The following is a 19,412-nucleotide window of genomic DNA, read 5'->3' on the forward strand; positions in this document are numbered from 1 at the left end:
GCCTAACCCTTTCCATTGGAATTGTCGGATGCCTCGCGCGCCTCGACGAGACGCAGGCGGGCGGTGTCTTCAGTGGATTTCGCCTGCTCGCCCAGCACGCGCAGCATCTCGGCGCAGAGCGCCTCGGGCGAGCGGCCCATCGCGTAGCCCTCGAGAATGACGCCGATGGCGACGGCCCAGAACCGCCGCGAGCTTTCGTCGGGCGCGCGCAGCGAGCGCCAGCCGTGCCGCGCGACCTGCCCCGCATAAGCGCGCGTACCCTCGCTGTGCAGGCGCTCGATGGTGCGCTCCACCAGCGGCGCGAGATCCTGGCGACGCCGCGTCAGCGTCAGCGCCTCGGCGAAGAAGGCGACCGAATCGCTCGCCGTCACGGTCTCGGCCAGCGCGTGGGTGTATTCCCCGGGCGTGCGCGCCTTGAGCGCCGCCTGCTCGGTGGCCCGTGCCAGATACAACAGATCGCGGCAGGCGCATTCGACAAACAGCGCCTCCTTGGTGCGGAAGTAATAGGTGATCTGGCTCGGGAACGCGTCCGCGGCGGCCGCGATGTCGGTAATCGACGTGCCTGACAGCCCCCGCTCCCGAAACAGCGGGCTCGCAGCATCCAGGAGCAGTGACCGCATCTTGCGGCCGGCCGAGCGCGTCGCGCGCGCGGCGTGCTTGGGGTCGCCTGCCGCTTCGAGCGGCGCATCGGCCGACGCTTCTGCCATGGGATCCTCTCCGCTGAATTATTTGTATGTTATACAAACAAACAGATCAAGCCGAATCTTGGTATGGAGGATGGGGTTCTTGTTCCCGTTGGAGGGCGGACCGGCTCGGCTCGAAGATGCCCCTCCACCTTGCAAAGCCGACCAAAATCCGTATAAGGCGCCCATCCGCAGACCCCGGCCGGGAGCTGAACGGACGGTCTCAGCAAATCATTCGTGATTTTGGTGTGGCAGGGCCAGTCGGCCCGTCGTCCCGTGTTTCCGCCTTCTGAGCTTGATCCCAGAGTCCTTTCCGAAGGCCTCTTAAGGGTTTGACGCCGGGCGATGCGCCAACATGAGGAAAGGACGACCATGCCTCTTTACGAGCATGTTTTTCTCGCGCGTCAGGACGCGAGCCCGCAGCAGGTCGAAGAGCTGACTGCGCAGATGACCGGTATCGTCGAAGGTCTCGGCGGCAAGATCACCAAGACCGAGAATTGGGGCGTGCGCTCCCTCACCTACCGCATGAACAAGAACCGCAAGGCGCACTTCGTGCTGCTCAACATCGACGCGCCGTCCGCGGCGATCGCCGAGATCGAGCGCCAGGAGCGCATCAGCGAAGACGTGATCCGCTATCTCAGCGTCCGCGTCGAGGAGCTCGAGGAAGGCCCGTCCGCGATGATGCGCAAGGCCGATCGCGACCGCGAGCGTGACGATCGCGGCGGTGGCTTCCGCGGCGAGCGTGAAGGCGGCTTCCGTGGCGACCGCGAGGGCGGTTTCCGCGGCGATCGCGGTCCGCGCCGTCCGCGCGATGAAGCTGAAACCACGGATGGGGAGTAAGAATCATGGCTGAAGCTGGTGCACGCCGCCCGTTTTTCCGTCGTCGCAAGAGCTGCCCGTTCACGGGCGCCAATGCTCCGAAGATCGACTACAAGGACTCCAAGCTGCTGATGCGTTACGTCTCCGAGCGCGGCAAGATCGTGCCGAGCCGCATCACCGCGGTGTCCGCGAAGAAGCAGCGTGAGCTCGCCCGCGCCATCAAGCGCGCGCGCTTCCTGGGCCTCCTGCCCTACGTCATTCGCTGATACGACCAATTCGACCGGCGGCGGCTAGCGCCGCCGGTCGCGACTTTTCGAACTCATAAGGCTTCCGGGTCGTCCGGTCGCCGATGGTTGGGGCAAGCGACGCCTCTAACCGCTCGAAGGGAGCGGGACAGCTGATGATGGCCTTTGCACTGATAGCCTTGATCGCCGGCGCTGCGTCGGCCCTGATGTTCGCCTCGATCATCTCGGGGGCGCTGATCGCGCTCGTCCTGTTCTATCTCGCTCCGCTCCCCCTGATGGTCGCCGCGATCGGCTGGGGCCCGCTTTGCGCGAGCCTCGGCGGCATCGCCGCCGCGATCGGCCTCGGCGCCCTGTTCGGCCTGCCCTACTGCATCGCCTTCGCCGTCACCGTCGCGTTGCCGGCGTGGTGGCTCGGCCATCTCGTCCTGCTCGGACGTCAGGTGGGAAGCGCCGCGCCTGCCACCGGCACAGCGCCCTCCGCGGAGCCGGACGTCGAGTGGTACCCGGTCGGCCGCATCCTGCTCTGGATTGCAGGCTTCGCGACGCTGACCACGATGGCCGCTTTGCTCACTCTCGGGACCGACGCGGAGACCATCACCGGCACGTTGCGCCGTGGCCTGACGCGCCTCCTGCGCGCCACCGACCCGCAAACTTCGGGCGAAGCCAGCCAGTTCGTCGACGCGCTGGTGCGCATCGCACCCGCCGCCGCCACGATTGCCGCGACGATGACGCTCACTCTCAACCTCTGGCTCAGCGCCAAGGTGACCGCGACGTCGGGCCGGCTGCGCCGTCCCTGGCCGGACCTCAAGACCACCGAGCTGCCGCAGATGACGCTGGTGGTGCTGTGCATCTCCCTCGCCTTCTGCTTCACCGGGGGGCTGCTTGGCATCGTGGCGCAGATCGCCACCGCCGCGCTGATGATGAGTTATGCGCTGGCCGGTTTCGCCGTATTGCATACGCTGACGCTCGCGCTGAACGGCCGCACGTTCTGGCTCGGCTCGACCTACGCCGCCGTGGTCGTGTTCGGATGGCCCGTGGTCGCGATGGTAATCCTTGGGCTTGCGGATGCCTTGTTTGGCTTGCGCGAACGCTTCCTGCGCAGCCGGCAGCCGCCGCCACTGCCTACACCTTGAGTTCAACCCCGAAACTGAAACCTTCGAGAGCACTTCAAAAGGAGAACGAATATGGAAGTCATTTTGCTGGAACGCGTCAACAAGCTCGGCCAGATGGGCGAAGTCGTGAAGGTTCGCGACGGCTACGCTCGCAATTTCCTGCTCAAGCGCGGCAAGGCGCTGCGCGCCACCGCCGACAACCGGGCCAAGTATGACGGCATGAAGGCCGAGCTCGAAGCGCGCAACCTCGCCTCGAAGGCCGAGGCGTCCAAGGTCGCCGAGAAGATCGAGGGCAAGAACATCATCGTGATCCGCCAGGCCTCGGAAGCCGGCCAGCTGTTCGGCTCGGTCAACGTGCGTGACATCGTGCTCGCGTTCGAAGCCGACGGCGTTTCGCTCGCCCGTCCGCAGATCCAGCTCGACGCGCCGATCAAGACCATCGGCAAGCACTCGATCACCGTTGCCGTTCATCCCGAAGTCGAGGTCGAGATCACCGTCACGGTTGCCCGCAGCCAGGACGAGGCCGAGCGCATCAACCGCGGCGAGGACATCTCGACCCGCAATGAGGATCGCGATGCGGCCGCCGAGGCGATCGCCGCCGCCGGCGAGTTCTTCGATCCGGAAGCCCAGCACGACGAGGTCGCGCCGGCGCCGGCTGCGGAAGAGAAGTAAGCAGCTCAACTCGTCATTCCGGGACGGTCCGCAAGACCAGACCCGGATGACGATCCCGATCAAAGCCCGGCTGCCTCACGCGGCCGGGCTTTTCGTTTTGGCAGCGACGTCCTCGCTCAGCATCGCGATCGAGGCCAGCGCGGTGGCCGTATGCTTCTCGACGCCGTCGCTGACGCAGAACACGTCGGCGGCGACCACCGCGACCTGGCGGCCCGGCTTGATCACCCGGGCGCGGCAGATCAGCTTCTCGCCGACCGCGGGCGACAACAGATTGAGCTTGTATTCCGCCGTCAGCGCCGGCTGGCCGCGCGACGTGGCGGCTGCGATCGTGGTGGCGTTGTCGACCAGGAAGGCGGTGACGCCGCCATGGAAGAAGCCGTGCTGCTGTAACAGCTCCGGCCGGCGCTCCACGGCGATGGTGCAGGTGCCGCGCGACAATTCGGAGAGCTCGGCGCCGACCAGGTTCATGAAACCCTGCCGGCCGATATTGGCGTGGATGCGCTCGGCAATCGGCGCAAATTCCGGATCAGCTTCGGCCCGCATGCGATCTCCCCTTATTGCTTGTTGATGCGATCGAACGGCCTCAGCGCACGATTGGCGCAGGCGATCAGCGTGTCCGCCTCGATGCGCGGATCGGTTCGCTCGCGACCCGACAGGAAGGCGCGGCAGAAGATCTGCGCCGGACCGATCAGCTGGCTGACGAACATCACCGGTGTCATCGGCAGAAGTTCGCCGCTTGCCACCAGCGGCGCGCGCCAGCGCTCAATGCCTTCGGCAAGCCGCGCATTCTGCGCCCGCTGGGCGTCGCGCACGTCTTCGCCCCACTCGCTGCGCGAGATCTCGAAGAGGTAGCGCGCCTCGCGCCGGCTGGTGACGACCCAGTCGAGATGCGCCCGGATCAGGCGATCGATGCCCCGCTCGGCGTCGGGGCCGGGATCGAGCGCGGCCAGTATCGCGGCGTGATAGTGCCGCAAGACCTCCAGAAACAACGCACCGGCAAGTTCTTTCTTCGAACCGAAAACGTGGAAGAAGCTGCCGTTGGAAGCCCGCGCGCGGGTACGGATCGCAGCCACCGTCGCGGCTTCGAAGCCGACGCGGTCGAACACGGCAAGGCCGGCCGCCAACAGATCGTCTCGTACGCTCGCCGTCATGGGCGCCTCCTAGAGCAATACTCTAGAGTACTACTCTAATGACGGTCAAGACGATGCGAAGGCCGCGGATGGGCGCGGCCTTCGCATCGTCGATCGAAAGATCCGGATGACTTAGCGCGAGATCGGCGGCACCGGCGGACCGGAGGACGCAGGCGGCGCCGGCGGCGGCGGGGCTGCAGCGGTCGCGGGCGGCGCCTGTTCCTGCGGCTTGGCCGCGGGGGCCGGCTCGGCAGGTTTCGGAGCAGCCTCTTCCACCGGCTTGGGCGCGGCCGGCTCAGCGGGCTTGGCGGCGGCTGGAGCGGCCGGCGTCACCTGCGGGATCGGATCGGGCCGCGGCGCCGGCGTCTCGCTGCGCGGCTCGACCTTGGCGCTGTCAGGCTTGACGGGCTCCGGCTTCGGCTCGCTCTTCTTGTCGTCGGTCGCCGGCGCCGCGGCATCGACCTTCGGGGCTTCCTCCGTGCCGGGCTTGGCGCGCCGCTTGCCTTTGCGTGCCTCGGGCGCAGCCTCTCCCTCCGGCTTGGCACCCTCCTCGGCCGGCCGCGCCGCACGCTTCTGGCGCGTACCCTCGGCGGCAGGAGCAGCGCCCTCGCCCTCCGGCCTCGCGGCATCCTGCGCGCGCTGGCGTCGACCCTGTTGTTCAGGCGCGGCGCCGTCCTTCTTGGCGTCCTTGGCCTGATAGCGCGTGTCGGTGGCACCGTTCGAGATCAGATAGGCGGAGAGGACGCCCGCCATATCCGAACTCGTCGTGTAGTGCTGGCGCAGGAATCCCGGCAGCGAGCCGGGCGACACGGACTTCAGCAGCCCGCGCGGGCTCTTGTGGCAGACATTGCAGGTCTGCGAGAACAGCTGCGACGGGGTCTTGCCAGCCTCGAGGTTCGTCGCCTGCGCAAGAACGGAATTAGCCGCACCGAAGCCAATCAGAAGCAACACCGTCGCGAGGCTGAGCGCTCGGCTCGACATTCCCATCATCTCCGTTGAATTTCCGCAAATGCAGCCGGCATCCGGCGCGGCGGCGGTCACCTTTTAACCGATTGAGCCGCGAATGGAAGCAGGTCCGCGCGCAAGGATGTGATTAAGCGGTTTTCGAATATCTACTTTGAACACAGTGCAATAGCGCAGCCGGAACCGGCTCGCTAGATTTGAATGCAAACGCATAGGAACCGCTGCGGCGCCTGGGCGTCAGTTATAAAGGCCGGGTAGTCGCATCTTTCGGGTTCGCTCGAGAGGATTGCCGATGGACCGATTGTTGCGTCGATTTCTGTCCCAATTCATCCGCCGCGGGTCGTTGACGGTGACCAGCGCGAGCGGGTCGAAGTTCACCGTCGGCGACGGCTCCGGCGAGCCGGTCGCAGTCCGCTTCGTCACCGCCGACTCCGAGCGGAGGGTCCTCGTCAATCCCGAGCTGGGGCTGGGCGAGGCCTACATGAACGGCGAGTTCGTGGTCGAGCGCGGCACCATAGCTGATGCCCTCGCGATCCTGCTCGATCAACCCGACCCATTGCCGCAGTGGGCAAAGCCGTGGTGGCACCTGCGCTACCTGACGCGGCACCTCAAGCAGTTCAATCCCCGCCCGCGCTCCCGTCAAAACGTCGCTCATCATTACGATCTCGACGGCCGCCTCTATTCGCTGTTTCTCGATGCCGACAAGCAATATAGCTGCGCCTATTTCGAGACGCCCGAGATGTCGCTGGACGACGCGCAGCTTGCCAAGAAGCGGCACATCGCGGCGAAACTTCTCGTCAGCAATGGCCAGCGCGTGCTCGACATCGGCTCCGGCTGGGGTGGCCTCGGGCTCTATCTCGCCGAGATCGCGAGCGCCGACGTCACCGGCATCACGCTGTCGACCGAGCAGCTGGAGGTCGCCAATGCGCGCGCCGCCGAAAAGGGCCTGACGGGCTCGGCCAGATTCCAGCTCCAGGATTATCGCGACGTCGAAGGTACGTTCGACCGCATCGTCTCCGTCGGCATGTTCGAACATGTCGGGGCGAGATTCTACGACGCCTACTTCCAGCGCTGCGCCGAGCTGCTGAAGGAAGACGGCGTCATGCTGCTGCATTCGATCGGCCGTTCGCAGGGCCCGGATTCGACCAATCCCTGGATCGCCAAATACATCTTCCCCGGCGGCTACATCCCCGCGCTCTCGGAGGTGCTGCCGGCGATCGAGCGCGCGGGCCTGCTGGTCTGCGACATCGAGATTCTGCGCCTGCACTACGCCGAGACGCTGAAGGCCTGGCGCGAGCGGTTCATGGCGCGGCGCGAGGAAGCCGTGCAGCTCTACGACGAGCGCTTCGCCTTGATGTGGGAATTTTACCTCGCGGCCTGCGAGATGACGTTCCGCAAGCAAGCCATGATGAACTTCCAGATCCAGATCACCCGTCGCCAGGGCGTGGTGCCGATGACCCGCGACTATATCCCGCAGGAAGAAGCCCGGCTGCGGGCCCGGGAGGGCGCGGCCATGCCGAAGCTCAAGCTGGCTGGTGAATAGGTCCGGATCCTAGTGACGCAGGGTCGAAATCCCGGACGTCCGGAAAGACGCCGTTAACGCCAATTGCGCCCGCAATTCCAGCAGGATTTCGGGGGCGACCGGCTGGCGACGGACCTCGGGCCGCTCCGCGTGCTTCATAGCCGCGATCAGCCCCGACAGCCAAAGCCGGCTGCCTGCCTCGCTTCGCCAGTTCTGGTGCTGCCGTTCTGGCTGCATCGCTCGCCTCGTATCCCTGTTGGCGGGGAATGAGATAATCCCCTGCCCATCCGCCTGTTCCGACATGACACCCGAAAGAATCCGGGGAGATGTGATCTGGTTCACAGAAGTCTGGTCGGGCCTGGCTTAGACCGTCGCCATGAGCAAAGAGACCCAAACCTCATTCGACGTGCAGGACGACCTCCGCACCGATTACGCCCTGATCGTCACCGGCGTTGGGGCGGCTCTGGTTGCGCTGGTCTACCTCCTGCTGGTCTGAAGCCGAGCCGAATCGGTCAGCGTGCGTCATTTTGGGCGCCTCTCGGTAGGTCTGCGCGTCAGCCCCCAGGGTTCACGGGTTTCAGGATTTTTCCGCGGCGCGATCACAGCCCTCTGCGCCGAGCGAGCTCCGCCAAAATCCAGTCAAGCGCGGCGCGTGCTGCGACTGCTAATCATCCACCATTTTAACTGAGCGGTTGATAGCGGTCAGCTTTTGCTTCCGCTTTGACCTGCGGCGGCGCTTTATCCCGGCCCCGCATCCGCCCAAGAAAATTGCTAAGCACGTCCGACCATGGCACTGACTGATTCGAACGTTCTCAAACTCGCGCCCGATGCCGGAACTCCCGCCTATCGGAGCGCACCGCACAATATCGAGGCGGAACAGAGCCTTCTGGGCGCAATCCTGGTCAACAACGACGCCTTCTACCGCGTCTCCGACTTCCTGGAGGCCAAGCACTTCTTCGAGCCGCTGCACCAGACCATCTTCGAGACCGCCGGCAGCCTGATCCGGATGGGCAAGATCGCCACCCCGGTCACGCTGAAGACGTTCCTGCCGGCCGATACCGATGTCGGCGGCATGACCATCGGACAATACCTGGCGCGGCTTGCGGCCGAAGCCACCACCATCATCAACGCCCAGGACTATGGCCGCACCATCTACGATCTGTCCTTGCGCCGCGACCTGATCGGCATCGGCGAGGACATGGTCAACGTCGCCTATGACGCCCCGGTCGACTTCCAACCGCGGGCGCAGATCGAGGACGCCGAGCGCAAGCTGTACGAGCTCGCCGAGTCCGGCCGCTATGACGGCGGCTTCCAGAAATTCTCGCAGGCGCTCACGGTCGCGGTCGATCTCGCGGCCAAGGCATTCCAGCGCGACGGCAAGCTGTCGGGCATTTCGACGGGCCTGCGCGACCTCGACACCAAGATGGGCGGCCTGCAGCATTCCGACCTCATCATCGTCGCGGGACGCCCCGGCATGGGCAAGACGTCGCTGGCGACCAACATCGCCTACAACGTCGCGCAGGCCTACGTGCCGGAGCTTCAGGCCGACGGCACCATGAAGGCCGCCAATGGCGGCGTGATCGGCTTCTTCTCCTGCGAAATGTCGGCCGACCAGCTCGCCACGCGTATCGTGGCCGAGCGCACCGGCATTCCCTCCTCCCACATCCGCCGCGGCGGCATCACGGAGGCCGATTTCGAGAAGATCCGGCAGGTCTCGATCGAGCTGCAGTCGCTGCCGTTCTACGTCGACGCCACCGGCGGCCTCTCCATCGCGCAGCTGATGGCGCGCGCGCGCCGGCTCAAGCGCCAGAAGGGCCTCGATCTCCTGGTGATCGACTACATCCAGCTGCTCTCGGGCTCGGGCAAGCGCGCCAGCGACAGTCGCGTGCAGGAAATCACGGAGATCACGACCAGCCTGAAGGCGCTGGCCAAGGAGCTCAACGTTCCCGTGATCGCGCTGTCGCAGCTCTCGCGTCAGGTGGAATCGCGCGACGACAAGCGGCCGCAGCTGTCGGACTTGCGTGAATCCGGCTCGATCGAGCAGGACGCCGACGTCGTGCTGTTCGTGTTCCGCGAGGAATATTACCTCGCCATGAAGGAGCCGCGCCCCGGCACCGAAGAGCATGCCAAATGGCAGGCCGACATGGAACGCACCGTGGGCCGCGCCGAAGTCATCATCGGCAAGCAGCGCCACGGTCCGACCGGCACCGTCGAGCTGCACTTCGATGCCTCGGTCACGCGCTTCGGCGACCTCGCGCATGACGGCCAACTGCCGGACCGCAGCGACTACTAGATTGTTCCCCGGGTTGAACGGGGCCCGTCTCTTGCGTAAAACGACGCCATGACAATGGCGTCCGCCCCGAAATCAATCCCGCAATCCGGCCCACTCTCCCCGGAGGCCAACCAGGCTGCCGCGCTCGCCGCCTTCGGCGGCGTGCTGACCGTCGATCTCGATGCGATCATCGCCAATTGGCGCAAGCTCGAGAAGACCGCGGTGCCGGCCGAATGTTCGGCGGTGATCAAGGCCGACGCCTATGGCTGCGGCGCCGAGCAGGTGTCGCGCGCCCTTAGCAAAGCCGGTTGCAAGACCTTCTTCGTCGCCACCATCGAGGAAGCGCGCAAGGTGCGCGCCGCCGTTCCGGAGCCCACGATCTACGTGCTCGGCGGCTATTTCCAGAACACCGGCGAGCACTACGCCAAGATCAATTGCCGTCCGGTGATCGGCGATCTCAACGAACTCGCCGAATGGGACGTGTTCTGCCGCCGCACCGGCTGGAACGGGGGCGCCGCTGTTCACATCGACACCGGCATGAACCGGCTCGGGCTGACGCTGTCGGAAGCGCAGGCCATCATCCCCCGCATCAACGCCGGCGACCACGGCATCACGCTGGTGATGAGCCATCTGGTCTCGGCCGAGCAGCTCAACAGCCCGATCAATGCCAGACAGCTCGCGGCCTTCCGCAGCATCGCCAGCGAGTTCACAGGCGTGCCGGCGGCACTCGCCAACTCCTCCGGCATCTTCCTCGGCGCGCCCTTCCAGTTCGACCTGGTGCGCCCGGGAGCTGCGCTCTACGGCGTCAACCCAACGCCGGAGGCCGACAATCCCATGCAGCAGGTCGTCGACCTCAAGGCGCGCATCGTGCAGATCCGCACCATCGATCGCGGCGAGACCGTCGGCTATGGCGGCACCTGGACCGCGCGGCGGCCGACGAAACTGGCGATCATCGCAGTCGGCTATGCCGACGGCTATTTCCGCGCCGCCAGCTCCAACGACGGCACCCGCGGCGCCGATGTCATCGTGGCCGGCAAGCGCTGCCCTGTCGCGGGCCGCATCTCCATGGACCTGATCGCGATCGACATCACCGATCTGCCGCCGAACGCGGTGCGGCGCGGGCACATGGTGACGCTGCTCGGCGAAGGCATCACCGTCGACGAGCTCGCGCACCATTTCGGCACGATCGGTTATGAGGTGCTGACCAGCCTCGGCCGCCGCTATGCCCGCGTCTACAAGGGTGGCAATGTCGAGGAGCCGCTGACGAAGCCGAAGCCCGCCTCGAACGCGGGGCAGCCGCCTTCCCCACCGTCGATCGAACAGCCGTCGGCGTTGCCGCCGCTGCCAAGTTAAACCATCCGCACCTACTTCTTCTTTCTGCTGTCCAGCGCCGTCTTGCAGGTGGCGCTGAGCTGGTCGCGCTTGGCGTTGAGACAGGCGACGATGCCGCCACCCGGCGCGATGCCGGCGCAGAATTTGTCGTAGTCAGCCTTGCACGCGCCGCGCGTTTCGGCTGACTGTGCCGTGGCCCCGGAGAACGCGACGACGAAGGCGGTAGCGGCAAAGCTCAGTTTGGACATTGTATCTCCGGGGACGAAAGGCAGAGCCGGTAGCTCTAGATGAAGATCGCGACATTCAACATCAACAACATCAACCGCCGCCTGCCCAATCTGTTGGCATGGCTGCGAATGGCGAAGCCCGATGTCGTCGCGCTCCAGGAGTTGAAGGCAAGTGATGGCGAATTTCCGGCAGCCGCCATCGAAAGGGCCGGCTATGGCGCGGTGTGGCGTGGACAAAAGACCTGGAACGGCGTCGCCATCCTCGCCCGCAATGCCGAGCCCGTGCTGACGCGCGACCGTTTGCCGGGAAAGCCTGCCGATCTCGAAGCGCGCTACATCGAGGCCGCCGTACGCGGCGTCATCGTCACCAGCATCTATCTGCCCAACGGCAATCCGCAGCCGGGACCGAAATTCGACTACAAGCTCGACTGGTTCGCGCGGCTGCGGCGCCACGCCAACACCTTCATCAAGCAGGACCTGCCGGTGGTGCTCGCCGGCGACTACAATGTCGCGCCCACCGAGATCGACATCTATCCGACGCGCTCATGGGACAAGGATGCGCTGATCCAGCCGAAGAGCCGCGCAGCCTTTGCCGCGCTGGTCCAGCAAGGCTGGTGCGACGCGATCCGCGAGCTGCATCCGGACGAGCGCATCTACACGTTCTGGGACTACAAGCGGAACCGCTGGCCACGCGATGCGGGCCTGCGGCTCGACCATCTCCTGCTCAGCCCTGCCCTCGCCCCGCGCCTCGCCAAAACCGGCGTCGACAAGAAGATCCGCGGCGAGGACGGCGCCAGCGATCACGCGCCGGCGTGGGTGGTGTTGCGGTGACCCAAACGCAGTCAGCAGCGGGCCGCCCGATAAAACCTGAAAACAACCCCATGCACAGTAGCTGGCCCCAGTCCGCTCAATTACTTACGGGTAAACCGAAATCAAAGTTGATCCGTCGGGCAAAACACTGGCATGATGTCACCATCGAAGGCGTCCACGTGGCGCCGAGGGCTCTTCAGATCGCCCCTTCATCGGGAATGTTGAGGACGGTGCCGCAAGCCTTGCAATGCACCGCATCGGCATCGTGCCTCTGGAGCCCGCACGTCGGGCATGGAAACCGCACCTTGTGGGGACTGAGGAGCGCGCGGGCGAGATTGAAGAACAGCGTCACGCCGAAAATCATGATCACGACGGTGATCAGACGACCGAACGTACCCGCCAGCGTGATGTCGCCGAAGCCGGTCGTCGTCAGCGCCGTGACGGTGAAATACAGGGCATCGGCATAGTTCCGGATCTCGTCGTTGCGAAACTTCTGGGTCTCGTAAACGATCCCGGTCATCACGAAGATGAAAACGGCGAGGTTCGTGACGGCGAAGATGACCTCTTCGTTGCGACGAAAGAACGGGGAATCGATGCGCAGCCTCACCAGCATCTGGTAGTCGCGAAGCAGGCCCAACGTCCGCAAAATCCGGAGAAAGCCGCCCGCCTCGCCGGCAAGGGGTGCCAGGAAGGACACGATCGCAACCATGTCAGCCCAGGTCGCGAGCTGGGTGAATTTTTGAAACGGATGTTGATCGACCAGGAGCCGGGCGGAGAAGTCCGCAAGCAGAATGACGCCGAACAGGACATCGAGCGTCTCGACGATGTCACTGGGCGGCAGGAACGAGGTCGCAATAATGAACAGCACCGTCACGATATCGAAGATGAGCAGCGCATAACGGAAGCGCACGCCGTCCGGCGTTGCGCCCTCGTAAAGGAGTCGGACGTTGCTTTTGAGAGACGTGAGGGTCACTGCACCATGATCGCGGTTTGCACGGATGATGGCAACTCGGAGCGTGTGCCGCAACCGACGACGTCTGTATAGCTAGAGTGGGCCTCGCGATTAGGAACCCGGACCGCGACGCGGTGTTCAGCTCTCTTTGGGGGCTGAATGCTCAAACCCGACGATTGTCGCAAGCTTGCGGAGCAATATCGAGCGCGCGCGAATGATGCCACATCGGCGAAGCGCCTCGCCAATGTGCTTCTGAGCGTTTCCAACGCCTATCTCGCTCTGGCGAGCCAACTGGAGCTCCTTGCGTCCGTCGAACATCAGGAGCACGCGAGGAGAGCCGGTCGGAACGTTCAAGGCTGAGCCGTCAGACGAAAGATGCAAACCGAGCCGGCGCGGCGCCATGAAGCCTCATCATTGCGGTGCTCCGCGATCGAGCTCGCCCCGCTGATCCCTCGGAGGGAAGCCTCTTGACCTCCGCGGCCTGGTAAGCATACTGGTCTGACCACGATCAGACCAAAGAGACGGGGATGGAGTTCAAGCGAGCCGCCGACGGCGAAAAGGGGTTCGAGAAGGTGTTTGCCTTCCTGCGCGAGCGCCTGCTTACCGGCTCGCTCAGGCCGGGCGACCGCCTGATTTCGGAGCGCGAGCTCGCCACCCTGCTCGGCGTCAGCCGGCCAATCGTCCGCGAGGCGCTGCGCGCCCTCACCGTCCTCGGGATCGTCGAGATCCGCGACCGCATCGGCACCGTCGTGACGCGGCCAGATGTCTCGGTGCTGAACGACTTCTTCACCTTCGCCCTCGCCCAGCAGGCCGACATGCTCGAGGACGTCATGCAGGCGCGCGTCGCGATCGAATGCCAGGCGATCCGGCTCGCCTGCGAGCGCGCCAACATCGCCGATTTCGAACGGCTGCAGCGCGCGCTGACGAAGATCGGCGAGACCATCGACGAAGCCGATGCCGGCGGCATGGCCGATTTCGACTTCCACCGCGCGATCGTCGTCGCCTCACATTCGGAGACGCTGAGCGTGCTGCACGCCTCCATGGCGGGCCTGTTGACACATTCGCATCGCAGCCGCCGCGAGCTGGTGCAGGCCTTCCCGTCGATGAAGACCTACCTTGTCGACGATCACCGCCGCATCTTCGAAGCCCTCATTGCGCGCGATCCCGAGCGCGCGGATGCGACGCTGCGCAAGCATTTCGCCATCGGCGACGAATACCGCAGACGCGCCGTCGTCGGCGACATCGACAAGACAAGTGCCTCGGGCTGATCGCGCACAGCCCTTCAATCAAGACGCCAATTAAACAAGAAACGGACTGACGACATGGGACGGAACGACAAGGGCAAGGTCGGCTTCATCGGCATCGGCACGATGGGGCGGGAGATGGTGCGCAACCTGCAGGCGGCGGGCCACGCGGTCCGCGTCTTCGATCTGAACGAAGCCGCGCTGGCCGACAGCGTCAAGGAAGGCGCGACGCGTGCCAAAAGCCCTGCCGATGCCGCGCAAGGCACCGATATCGTCATCACCATGCTGCCCGACACGCCGCACGTCGAGGCGACGATCTACGGCGAGCAGGGCCTGCTGAATTCCCCGCCGCCGGGCAAGCTGATCGTCGACATGAGCACGATCTCGCCGGTCGCCGTCCGCCGCATCCATTCGGACCTGCAGAAGACAGGCGTCGGCTTCATCGACGCGCCGGTCTCCGGCGGGCCGGTGGGCGCCAGGAACGCCGCGCTCTCGATCATGGCCGGCGGCGATGCGGACACGTTCGCCAAGGCCGAGCCGTTCTTCCGCGCGATGGGCACGACCATCACCCATGTCGGCGCATCCGGCGCCGGCCAGACCGTCAAGCTCTGCAATCAGCTGATCTGCGGCATCAACATCCAGGCGATCTGCGAGGCGCTCGCGCTCGGCCGCGCTTCGGGCCTCGATCTCAACCTGCTCCGCCGGGTGCTGCTCGGCGGCTCCGCCGCTTCCTGGATGCTGGACAAGCTCGGCCCCGCGATGATCGCCGGCGACGTTTCCGCGGGCTTCCGGATCGATCTGCAGCTCAAAGACCTTCGCCTGGTGCAGGAGCACGCACAGGCCCTGAACGTGCCCCTGCCTGGCACCGCGCTCGTCACCAGCCAATATGTCGACGCGCGCGCCCATGGCGAAGGCAGCAACGGCAACCAAGCGCTGTTCCGCGTCTATGACCGCATGACCAACCAGACCACCGGCTGACCCTGGAACGATGAGCCTCCAACTCGACTTTCCCGCAGTGCTGGAGCGTTGGCCGAGCTTTCTGGCCGGCGCCGTCCTCACGCTTGAGTTGGCATTCTTCGCGACCGTGCTAGGCGCTTTGCTCGGCACGCTCGCGGCGGTCGGACGCGGCACACACAATTCGCTGATTGCAGGTGCCTGCAAAGTCTATGTCGAGACCATCCGCAACACCCCGCTGCTGGTGCAGATCTTCCTGGTCTATTTCGGCCTCGCCAGCCTCGGCCTGAAATACTCCGCCTTCACGGTGGCGGTGGCGGCGCTGACCATCAATGTCGGCGCCTACACCGCTGAGATCATGCGGGCCGGCTTCGAGGCGATCCCGCGCGGGCAGATCGAGGCCGCCGAGGGGCTGGCGCTGTCGCGCTTCCAGATCTACTGGCACATCATCCTGCTGCCGGCGGTCGAGAAGGTCTATCCTGCGCTCACCAGCCAGTTCGTGCTCCTGATGCTGGCCTCCTCGGTCTGCTCGCAGATCTCGGCCGAGGAGCTCACCGCGGTCGCCAACTACATCCAGTCGGACACCTATCGCGCGTTCGAGACCTACATCATCGTCGCCGTGCTCTACGTCATCCTGTCGCTGGTGATGCGTGCCGGCTTCTGGGGCCTCGGCCTCCTCCTGTTTCCGCGCCGGCGCCGGCTCGGCACGCCGTTGTGAGATGACCATGGGCGGACATCTCAACATCAATCACCTGATGTTCCTCGGCCAGGGCGCGCTGTGGACCATCGGTCTGTCGCTGATCGCGCTGATCGGCGGCGGCATCGTCGGCTTCGTGATCGCACTGGCGCGCATCTCGCCGCTGAAATCGGTGCGGCTCGCCAGTGCGATCTATGTCCAGTTGATCCAGGGCACGCCGCTGCTCGTCATCCTGTTCCTCGGCTATTTCGGTATTGCCGCGATCGGCCTGAAGGTCTCGCCGCTGGTCGCGGCCGGTGCCTCGCTGACGCTCTACGTCGCGGCCTATCTCGGCGAGATCTGGCGCGGCTGCATCCAGTCTGTGCCGAAGCCGCAATGGGAAGCCGCCGAAGGCCTGGCGCTGAGCCGCACCCAGCGCATGGTCAAGGTGATCCTGCCGCAGGCGATCCGCATCGCGACGCCGCCGACCGTCGGCTTCATGGTGCAGATCATCAAGAACACCTCGCTCGCGTCCGTGGTCGGCTTCGTCGAGCTGATGCGCTCAGGCCAGATCGTCAACAACTCGCTGTTCGAACCGTTCGCCATCTACGCCATCATCGCCGTCACCTACTTCGCCATGTGCTATCCCCTGTCGCTGTTCAGCCAGAGGCTGGAACGGCGGATGGGACGTGGCAGGTCCAACCTCGCGCCAGCCTGACATGCAGCAAAACGCCCCCTCCTCCGAACCGATCGTGTCGCTCCACAACGTGCAGAAGAGCTTTGGCGCGCTCCGCGTGCTCGACGGCGTCTCCTTTGCCGTTGCACGTGGCGAGGTGCTCGCCCTGATCGGCCGCTCCGGCTCCGGCAAGAGCACGGCGCTGCGCTGCATCGACCGCTTCGAGAAGGTCGACGGCGGCCAGATCGTGGTCTGCGGGCATCGCGTCGACCGTCCCGACGTGAACTTGCGTGCGCTACGCCAGGACGTCGGCATCGTGTTCCAGAGCTACAATCTGTTTCCGCACCTCACCATCGAGCAGAACATCACGCTCGCGCCCTGCGCGGTGAAGGGCATGGCGACGTCGCAGGCCAAGGATCTCGCACGAAAAGTTCTGGCGCAGGTCGGGCTGGATGAAAAGCTGCACGCCTATCCCGAGCAGCTCTCGGGCGGCCAGCAGCAGCGCGCCGCAATCGCCCGCTCGCTCGCCATGCAGCCGAAGGTGATGCTGTTCGACGAGGTCACCTCCGCGCTCGATCCCGAACTCACCGGCGAAGTGCTGAAGGTGATCGAACAGCTCGCGGCTGACGGCATGACCATGGTGATGGTTACCCACGAAATGGGCTTCGCCAAGGGCATCGCCGACCGGATCGTGTTCATGCATCGAGGCAAGGTCCACGAGACCGGACCTGCCTCGATCCTGACGTCGCCGACCACGCCCGAACTCACGCAATTCGTGGGGACGGGGAACCTAAAATCATAACAGGGAGAGGAGAACCAAGGGATGACCAACAGAATGGTGCTGGGGACTGCCGCCGCGTTGTGCGGCCTCATCATGATGGCGGCAACGCCCGCGTCGGCCGATCTGCTCGACGACATCATGAAGGCGAAGAAGATCCGCATATCGACCGACCTCGCCATCCCGCCCTCGGGCATGATGGATTCCACCATGAAGCCGACGGGCTCCGATGTCGAAGTGGCGCAGATGCTCGCCAAGGATTGGGGCCTCGAGCTGGAATTCATCCAGACCACCGGTGCGACCCGCATCCCGAACGTCCTGACCGGCAAGGCCGACATCATCATCTCGACCCTGTCGGTGACGGCCGAGCGTGCCAAGGTGATCGACTTCACCAAGCGCTATGCGACGCTGCAATCCGACGTCGGCTGCCTGAAATCGTCGACCGTGAAGGACTGGCCGGACCTGAAGGACAAGTCGATCGGCGTCTCGCGCGGCACCACGCAGGACACAACCTTGTCCAACATGAAGGACAAGGACCTCAAGATCGCACGCTATGACGACGATGCCACCATGGTGACGGCGGCGGTGTCGGGCCAGGTCGACTGCGTCGGCTCGTCCGCGACAATCATCAACCAGATCGGCGTGAAGAATCCCTCGCGCGTGTTCGAGTCCCGGATTCCGCTGGCGACCTTCGACCTCGCGATCGGCCTGAAGAAGGGTGAGCAGCCGCTGATGGACAAGCTCAACGCCTGGATCACCGACAACGTCAAGAACGGCAAGCTCAACGCCATCTACAAGAAATTCCACGGCGTCGATCTGCCGGCGGACATGCGCAGCTGAACCACGGGGAAAGACATCGTGACAGCCGCGCGCGGCTGTCACGATCAATGCAAAGATCAAGAAGGACAAAGAATGCGTCTCGTCATCGGATCCGACCACGCCGGCTGGCCGCTCAAACAGACCGTCATCGACCACATCCGCAAGCTCGGCCACGAGGTCATCGACGTCGGCTCCTATGACGACAAGCCGGTGGATTTCCCCGACATCGCCCGCGCCGTGGCGGCGAAGGTGACGTCGGGCGAAGCCGCGCGCGGCATCATGGTGTGCGGCACCGGCGTTGGCGCCTCGATCGCCGCCAACAAGATGAAGGGCATCCGCGCCGCGGTCTGCCACGACGTCCACTCCGCGCATCAGAGCGTCGAGCATGACGACGTCAACGTCATGTGCATCGGCGCGCAGATCGTCGGCGCCTGGCTCGCTGTCGATCTCGTGTCGTCGTACCTGTCCGCCGAATTCTCCACCGACGAGGATTTCCGCCGCCGCGTCGAGAAGCTGCGCGTCATGGACGAGGAAGGCTGAGGGCTCTCCGCCATGATCCTGGTGTTCGGATCGCTAAACATCGATCTGGTCGCGCAGGTCCCGGTGATTCCAGGTCCCGGCCGAACGGTGCTGGCGCCGTCCTACCGGACGCATTTCGGCGGCAAGGGTGCCAATCAGGCCGTTGCCGCCGCGCGGATCGCCGGGCCTGGACGCGTGAGCATGGCTGGCCGCGTCGGCCGGGACGGATTTGGCGACAGCGCGATCGAGAACCTCAGAGCCAACGGCGTCGACGCCGACCGCGTCATCAGAGCCGACGAGCCGACCGGCTGCGCTTTCATCACCGTCGATCAGGCCGGCGAGAACGCAATCACGGTGGCGAGCGGCGCCAACATGACGGCGCGTGCCGGCGATCTTGCGAGCGAGCTGTTCAATTTGGGCACCGTACTAGTGCTTCAGATGGAGGTGCCCTTTGCGCACGCGCTGGAAGCTGCCCGAAGAACCGCCGCGGCCTCCGGCACCGTCATCTGGAACCTTGCACCCGTTCCGGAGCAGATGACGCGTGAGATGGTCACCGAGCTTCTCGCCGTTACCGACTATCTCCTCGTCAACGAGCACGAGGCGCGCGACGCCGCCACCGCCATCGGCCTGGCGTCCGCCGACTACGAAGCCGCAAGCGCCGGACTCGCGAAGTCCGGCAACCTCACCTGCATTGTCACCGCCGGCGCACAAGGCGCGCTCGCCGTGACGGCGGAAGGCACCCGCCTGCGGGCGCCCGCCCAGCGCATCACGCCGGTGGACACGACCGGCGCCGGCGACACCTTCGTCGGCGCCTTTGCGGCGATGATCAGCGAAGGCGTGTCGCTGCAACGCGCGCTCGAAGTGAGTTGCGAAGCGGCGGCTTTGAAATGCCTCAAGGCCGGCGCCCAGACCGGCATGCCCATGCGCAGCGCGATGGGCTCCCTCGCGTAGGACTGATCGCCCGCATCGCTGCCCGCGGCTAAACTCTCCCGATTCCTGGAGGCTGT

Annotated in this window: 23 protein-coding genes and 1 pseudogene; 17 read left to right on the forward strand and 7 right to left on the reverse strand. The window is 65.2% G+C overall.

Translation table 11 applies throughout. The annotated features are described in order from the left end of the window. Positions 1–2: 2 nt before the first annotated feature. Entirely contained in the window at positions 3–707 is a 705-nt protein-coding gene (locus I6F24_RS09890; RefSeq protein WP_036000718.1) for a TetR/AcrR family transcriptional regulator C-terminal domain-containing protein, read from the reverse strand. Positions 708–1,055: 348 nt separating this feature from the next. On the opposite strand from I6F24_RS09890, the gene rpsF reads away from it, so the two are divergent. The 4 genes from rpsF to rplI all read left to right on the forward strand — a co-directional run bounded on the left by rpsF (position 1,056) and on the right by rplI (position 3,531). Next, the gene (rpsF, locus tag I6F24_RS09895; RefSeq protein ID WP_025035823.1) at positions 1,056–1,523 is read left to right on the forward strand and encodes a 30S ribosomal protein S6; all 468 of its coding nucleotides are present in this window, start codon (positions 1,056–1,058) and stop codon (positions 1,521–1,523) included. Between the two features lie 5 nt (positions 1,524–1,528). Then, positions 1,529–1,768, forward strand: a complete 240-nt coding sequence (gene rpsR, locus I6F24_RS09900; RefSeq protein WP_007592020.1) for a 30S ribosomal protein S18 — start codon at positions 1,529–1,531, stop codon at positions 1,766–1,768. A gap of 134 nt (positions 1,769–1,902) precedes the next feature. Next, positions 1,903–2,880 carry a DUF2232 domain-containing protein gene (locus I6F24_RS09905; RefSeq protein ID WP_074447874.1) on the forward strand — a complete coding sequence of 326 codons (978 nt, stop codon included), beginning with the start codon at positions 1,903–1,905 and terminating at the stop codon, positions 2,878–2,880. Between the two features lie 51 nt (positions 2,881–2,931). After that, positions 2,932–3,531 (forward strand): 50S ribosomal protein L9, encoded by a 600-nt coding sequence (gene rplI / locus I6F24_RS09910; protein WP_036000730.1) that lies wholly within the window; start codon positions 2,932–2,934, stop codon positions 3,529–3,531. Positions 3,532–3,606: 75 nt separating this feature from the next. On the opposite strand, the gene I6F24_RS09915 is transcribed toward rplI, so the two are convergent. The 3 genes from I6F24_RS09915 to I6F24_RS09925 all read right to left on the reverse strand — a co-directional run bounded on the left by I6F24_RS09915 (position 3,607) and on the right by I6F24_RS09925 (position 5,642). Next, positions 3,607–4,074: a PaaI family thioesterase gene (locus tag I6F24_RS09915; protein ID WP_036000734.1), complete on the reverse strand. Its 468-nt coding sequence runs from the start codon at positions 4,072–4,074 to the stop codon at positions 3,607–3,609. 11 nt (positions 4,075–4,085) lie between these two features. Then, entirely contained in the window at positions 4,086–4,682 is a 597-nt protein-coding gene (locus tag I6F24_RS09920) for a TetR/AcrR family transcriptional regulator (protein ID WP_036000737.1), read from the reverse strand. Between the two features lie 111 nt (positions 4,683–4,793). Beyond that, positions 4,794–5,642, reverse strand: a complete 849-nt coding sequence (locus I6F24_RS09925) for a hypothetical protein (RefSeq protein ID WP_036022699.1) — start codon at positions 5,640–5,642, stop codon at positions 4,794–4,796. 274 nt (positions 5,643–5,916) lie between these two features. Between I6F24_RS09925 and I6F24_RS09930 the strand changes: the two genes are divergently transcribed. After that, positions 5,917–7,167: a cyclopropane-fatty-acyl-phospholipid synthase family protein gene (locus I6F24_RS09930; RefSeq protein WP_036022698.1), complete on the forward strand. Its 1,251-nt coding sequence runs from the start codon at positions 5,917–5,919 to the stop codon at positions 7,165–7,167. A gap of 9 nt (positions 7,168–7,176) precedes the next feature. On the opposite strand, the gene I6F24_RS09935 is transcribed toward I6F24_RS09930, so the two are convergent. Next, positions 7,177–7,488: a hypothetical protein gene (locus I6F24_RS09935; RefSeq protein ID WP_225112255.1), complete on the reverse strand. Its 312-nt coding sequence runs from the start codon at positions 7,486–7,488 to the stop codon at positions 7,177–7,179. Positions 7,489–7,933: 445 nt separating this feature from the next. Here I6F24_RS09935 and I6F24_RS09940 point away from each other — a divergent pair, with 445 nt between their 5' ends. Continuing rightward, positions 7,934–9,439 (forward strand): replicative DNA helicase, encoded by a 1,506-nt coding sequence (locus I6F24_RS09940; RefSeq protein WP_036000744.1) that lies wholly within the window; start codon positions 7,934–7,936, stop codon positions 9,437–9,439. Positions 9,440–9,493: 54 nt separating this feature from the next. After that, positions 9,494–10,771: an alanine racemase gene (gene alr, locus I6F24_RS09945; protein ID WP_225149739.1), complete on the forward strand. Its 1,278-nt coding sequence runs from the start codon at positions 9,494–9,496 to the stop codon at positions 10,769–10,771. 11 nt (positions 10,772–10,782) lie between these two features. Here alr and I6F24_RS09950 read toward each other — a convergent pair whose 3' ends face one another. Beyond that, positions 10,783–10,998 carry a hypothetical protein gene (locus tag I6F24_RS09950; protein ID WP_036022695.1) on the reverse strand — a complete coding sequence of 72 codons (216 nt, stop codon included), beginning with the start codon at positions 10,996–10,998 and terminating at the stop codon, positions 10,783–10,785. A 39-nt stretch (positions 10,999–11,037) separates the two neighbouring features. Here I6F24_RS09950 and I6F24_RS09955 point away from each other — a divergent pair, with 39 nt between their 5' ends. Further along, entirely contained in the window at positions 11,038–11,808 is a 771-nt protein-coding gene (locus I6F24_RS09955; RefSeq protein WP_225149497.1) for an exodeoxyribonuclease III, read from the forward strand. A gap of 175 nt (positions 11,809–11,983) precedes the next feature. Here the strand turns inward: I6F24_RS09955 and I6F24_RS09960 are convergent, their stop codons facing one another. Next, positions 11,984–12,760, reverse strand: a complete 777-nt coding sequence (locus I6F24_RS09960; protein WP_036022702.1) for a potassium channel family protein — start codon at positions 12,758–12,760, stop codon at positions 11,984–11,986. 138 nt (positions 12,761–12,898) lie between these two features. On the opposite strand from I6F24_RS09960, the gene I6F24_RS09965 reads away from it, so the two are divergent. From I6F24_RS09965 to I6F24_RS10005, 9 genes and pseudogenes are all read left to right on the forward strand, one after another. After that, positions 12,899–13,099, forward strand: a complete 201-nt coding sequence (locus tag I6F24_RS09965; RefSeq protein ID WP_141697612.1) for a hypothetical protein — start codon at positions 12,899–12,901, stop codon at positions 13,097–13,099. A 167-nt stretch (positions 13,100–13,266) separates the two neighbouring features. Continuing rightward, entirely contained in the window at positions 13,267–14,007 is a 741-nt protein-coding gene (locus I6F24_RS09970) for a FadR/GntR family transcriptional regulator (protein WP_036000760.1), read from the forward strand. Positions 14,008–14,058: 51 nt separating this feature from the next. Beyond that, positions 14,059–14,961: pseudogene (locus I6F24_RS09975) on the forward strand (NAD(P)-dependent oxidoreductase); the annotation flags it as partial. 10 nt (positions 14,962–14,971) lie between these two features. Continuing rightward, positions 14,972–15,655 carry an amino acid ABC transporter permease gene (locus I6F24_RS09980; RefSeq protein ID WP_036000766.1) on the forward strand — a complete coding sequence of 228 codons (684 nt, stop codon included), beginning with the start codon at positions 14,972–14,974 and terminating at the stop codon, positions 15,653–15,655. A 7-nt stretch (positions 15,656–15,662) separates the two neighbouring features. Next, positions 15,663–16,331, forward strand: a complete 669-nt coding sequence (locus tag I6F24_RS09985; RefSeq protein ID WP_036022701.1) for an amino acid ABC transporter permease — start codon at positions 15,663–15,665, stop codon at positions 16,329–16,331. 1 nt (position 16,332) lies between these two features. Continuing rightward, positions 16,333–17,091 carry an amino acid ABC transporter ATP-binding protein gene (locus tag I6F24_RS09990; RefSeq protein ID WP_036000768.1) on the forward strand — a complete coding sequence of 253 codons (759 nt, stop codon included), beginning with the start codon at positions 16,333–16,335 and terminating at the stop codon, positions 17,089–17,091. A gap of 21 nt (positions 17,092–17,112) precedes the next feature. Next, the gene (locus tag I6F24_RS09995; protein ID WP_036000770.1) at positions 17,113–17,907 is read left to right on the forward strand and encodes a transporter substrate-binding domain-containing protein; all 795 of its coding nucleotides are present in this window, start codon (positions 17,113–17,115) and stop codon (positions 17,905–17,907) included. A 72-nt stretch (positions 17,908–17,979) separates the two neighbouring features. Then, the gene (rpiB, locus tag I6F24_RS10000) at positions 17,980–18,426 is read left to right on the forward strand and encodes a ribose 5-phosphate isomerase B (RefSeq protein ID WP_036022692.1); all 447 of its coding nucleotides are present in this window, start codon (positions 17,980–17,982) and stop codon (positions 18,424–18,426) included. 12 nt (positions 18,427–18,438) lie between these two features. Then, entirely contained in the window at positions 18,439–19,356 is a 918-nt protein-coding gene (locus I6F24_RS10005) for a ribokinase (protein ID WP_036022691.1), read from the forward strand. Positions 19,357–19,412: the final 56 nt, after the last annotated feature.

The organism is Bradyrhizobium sp. BRP23, from assembly GCF_020194135.1.
In the GTDB taxonomy this organism is placed as follows: Bacteria; Pseudomonadota; Alphaproteobacteria; order Rhizobiales; family Xanthobacteraceae; genus Bradyrhizobium; species Bradyrhizobium yuanmingense.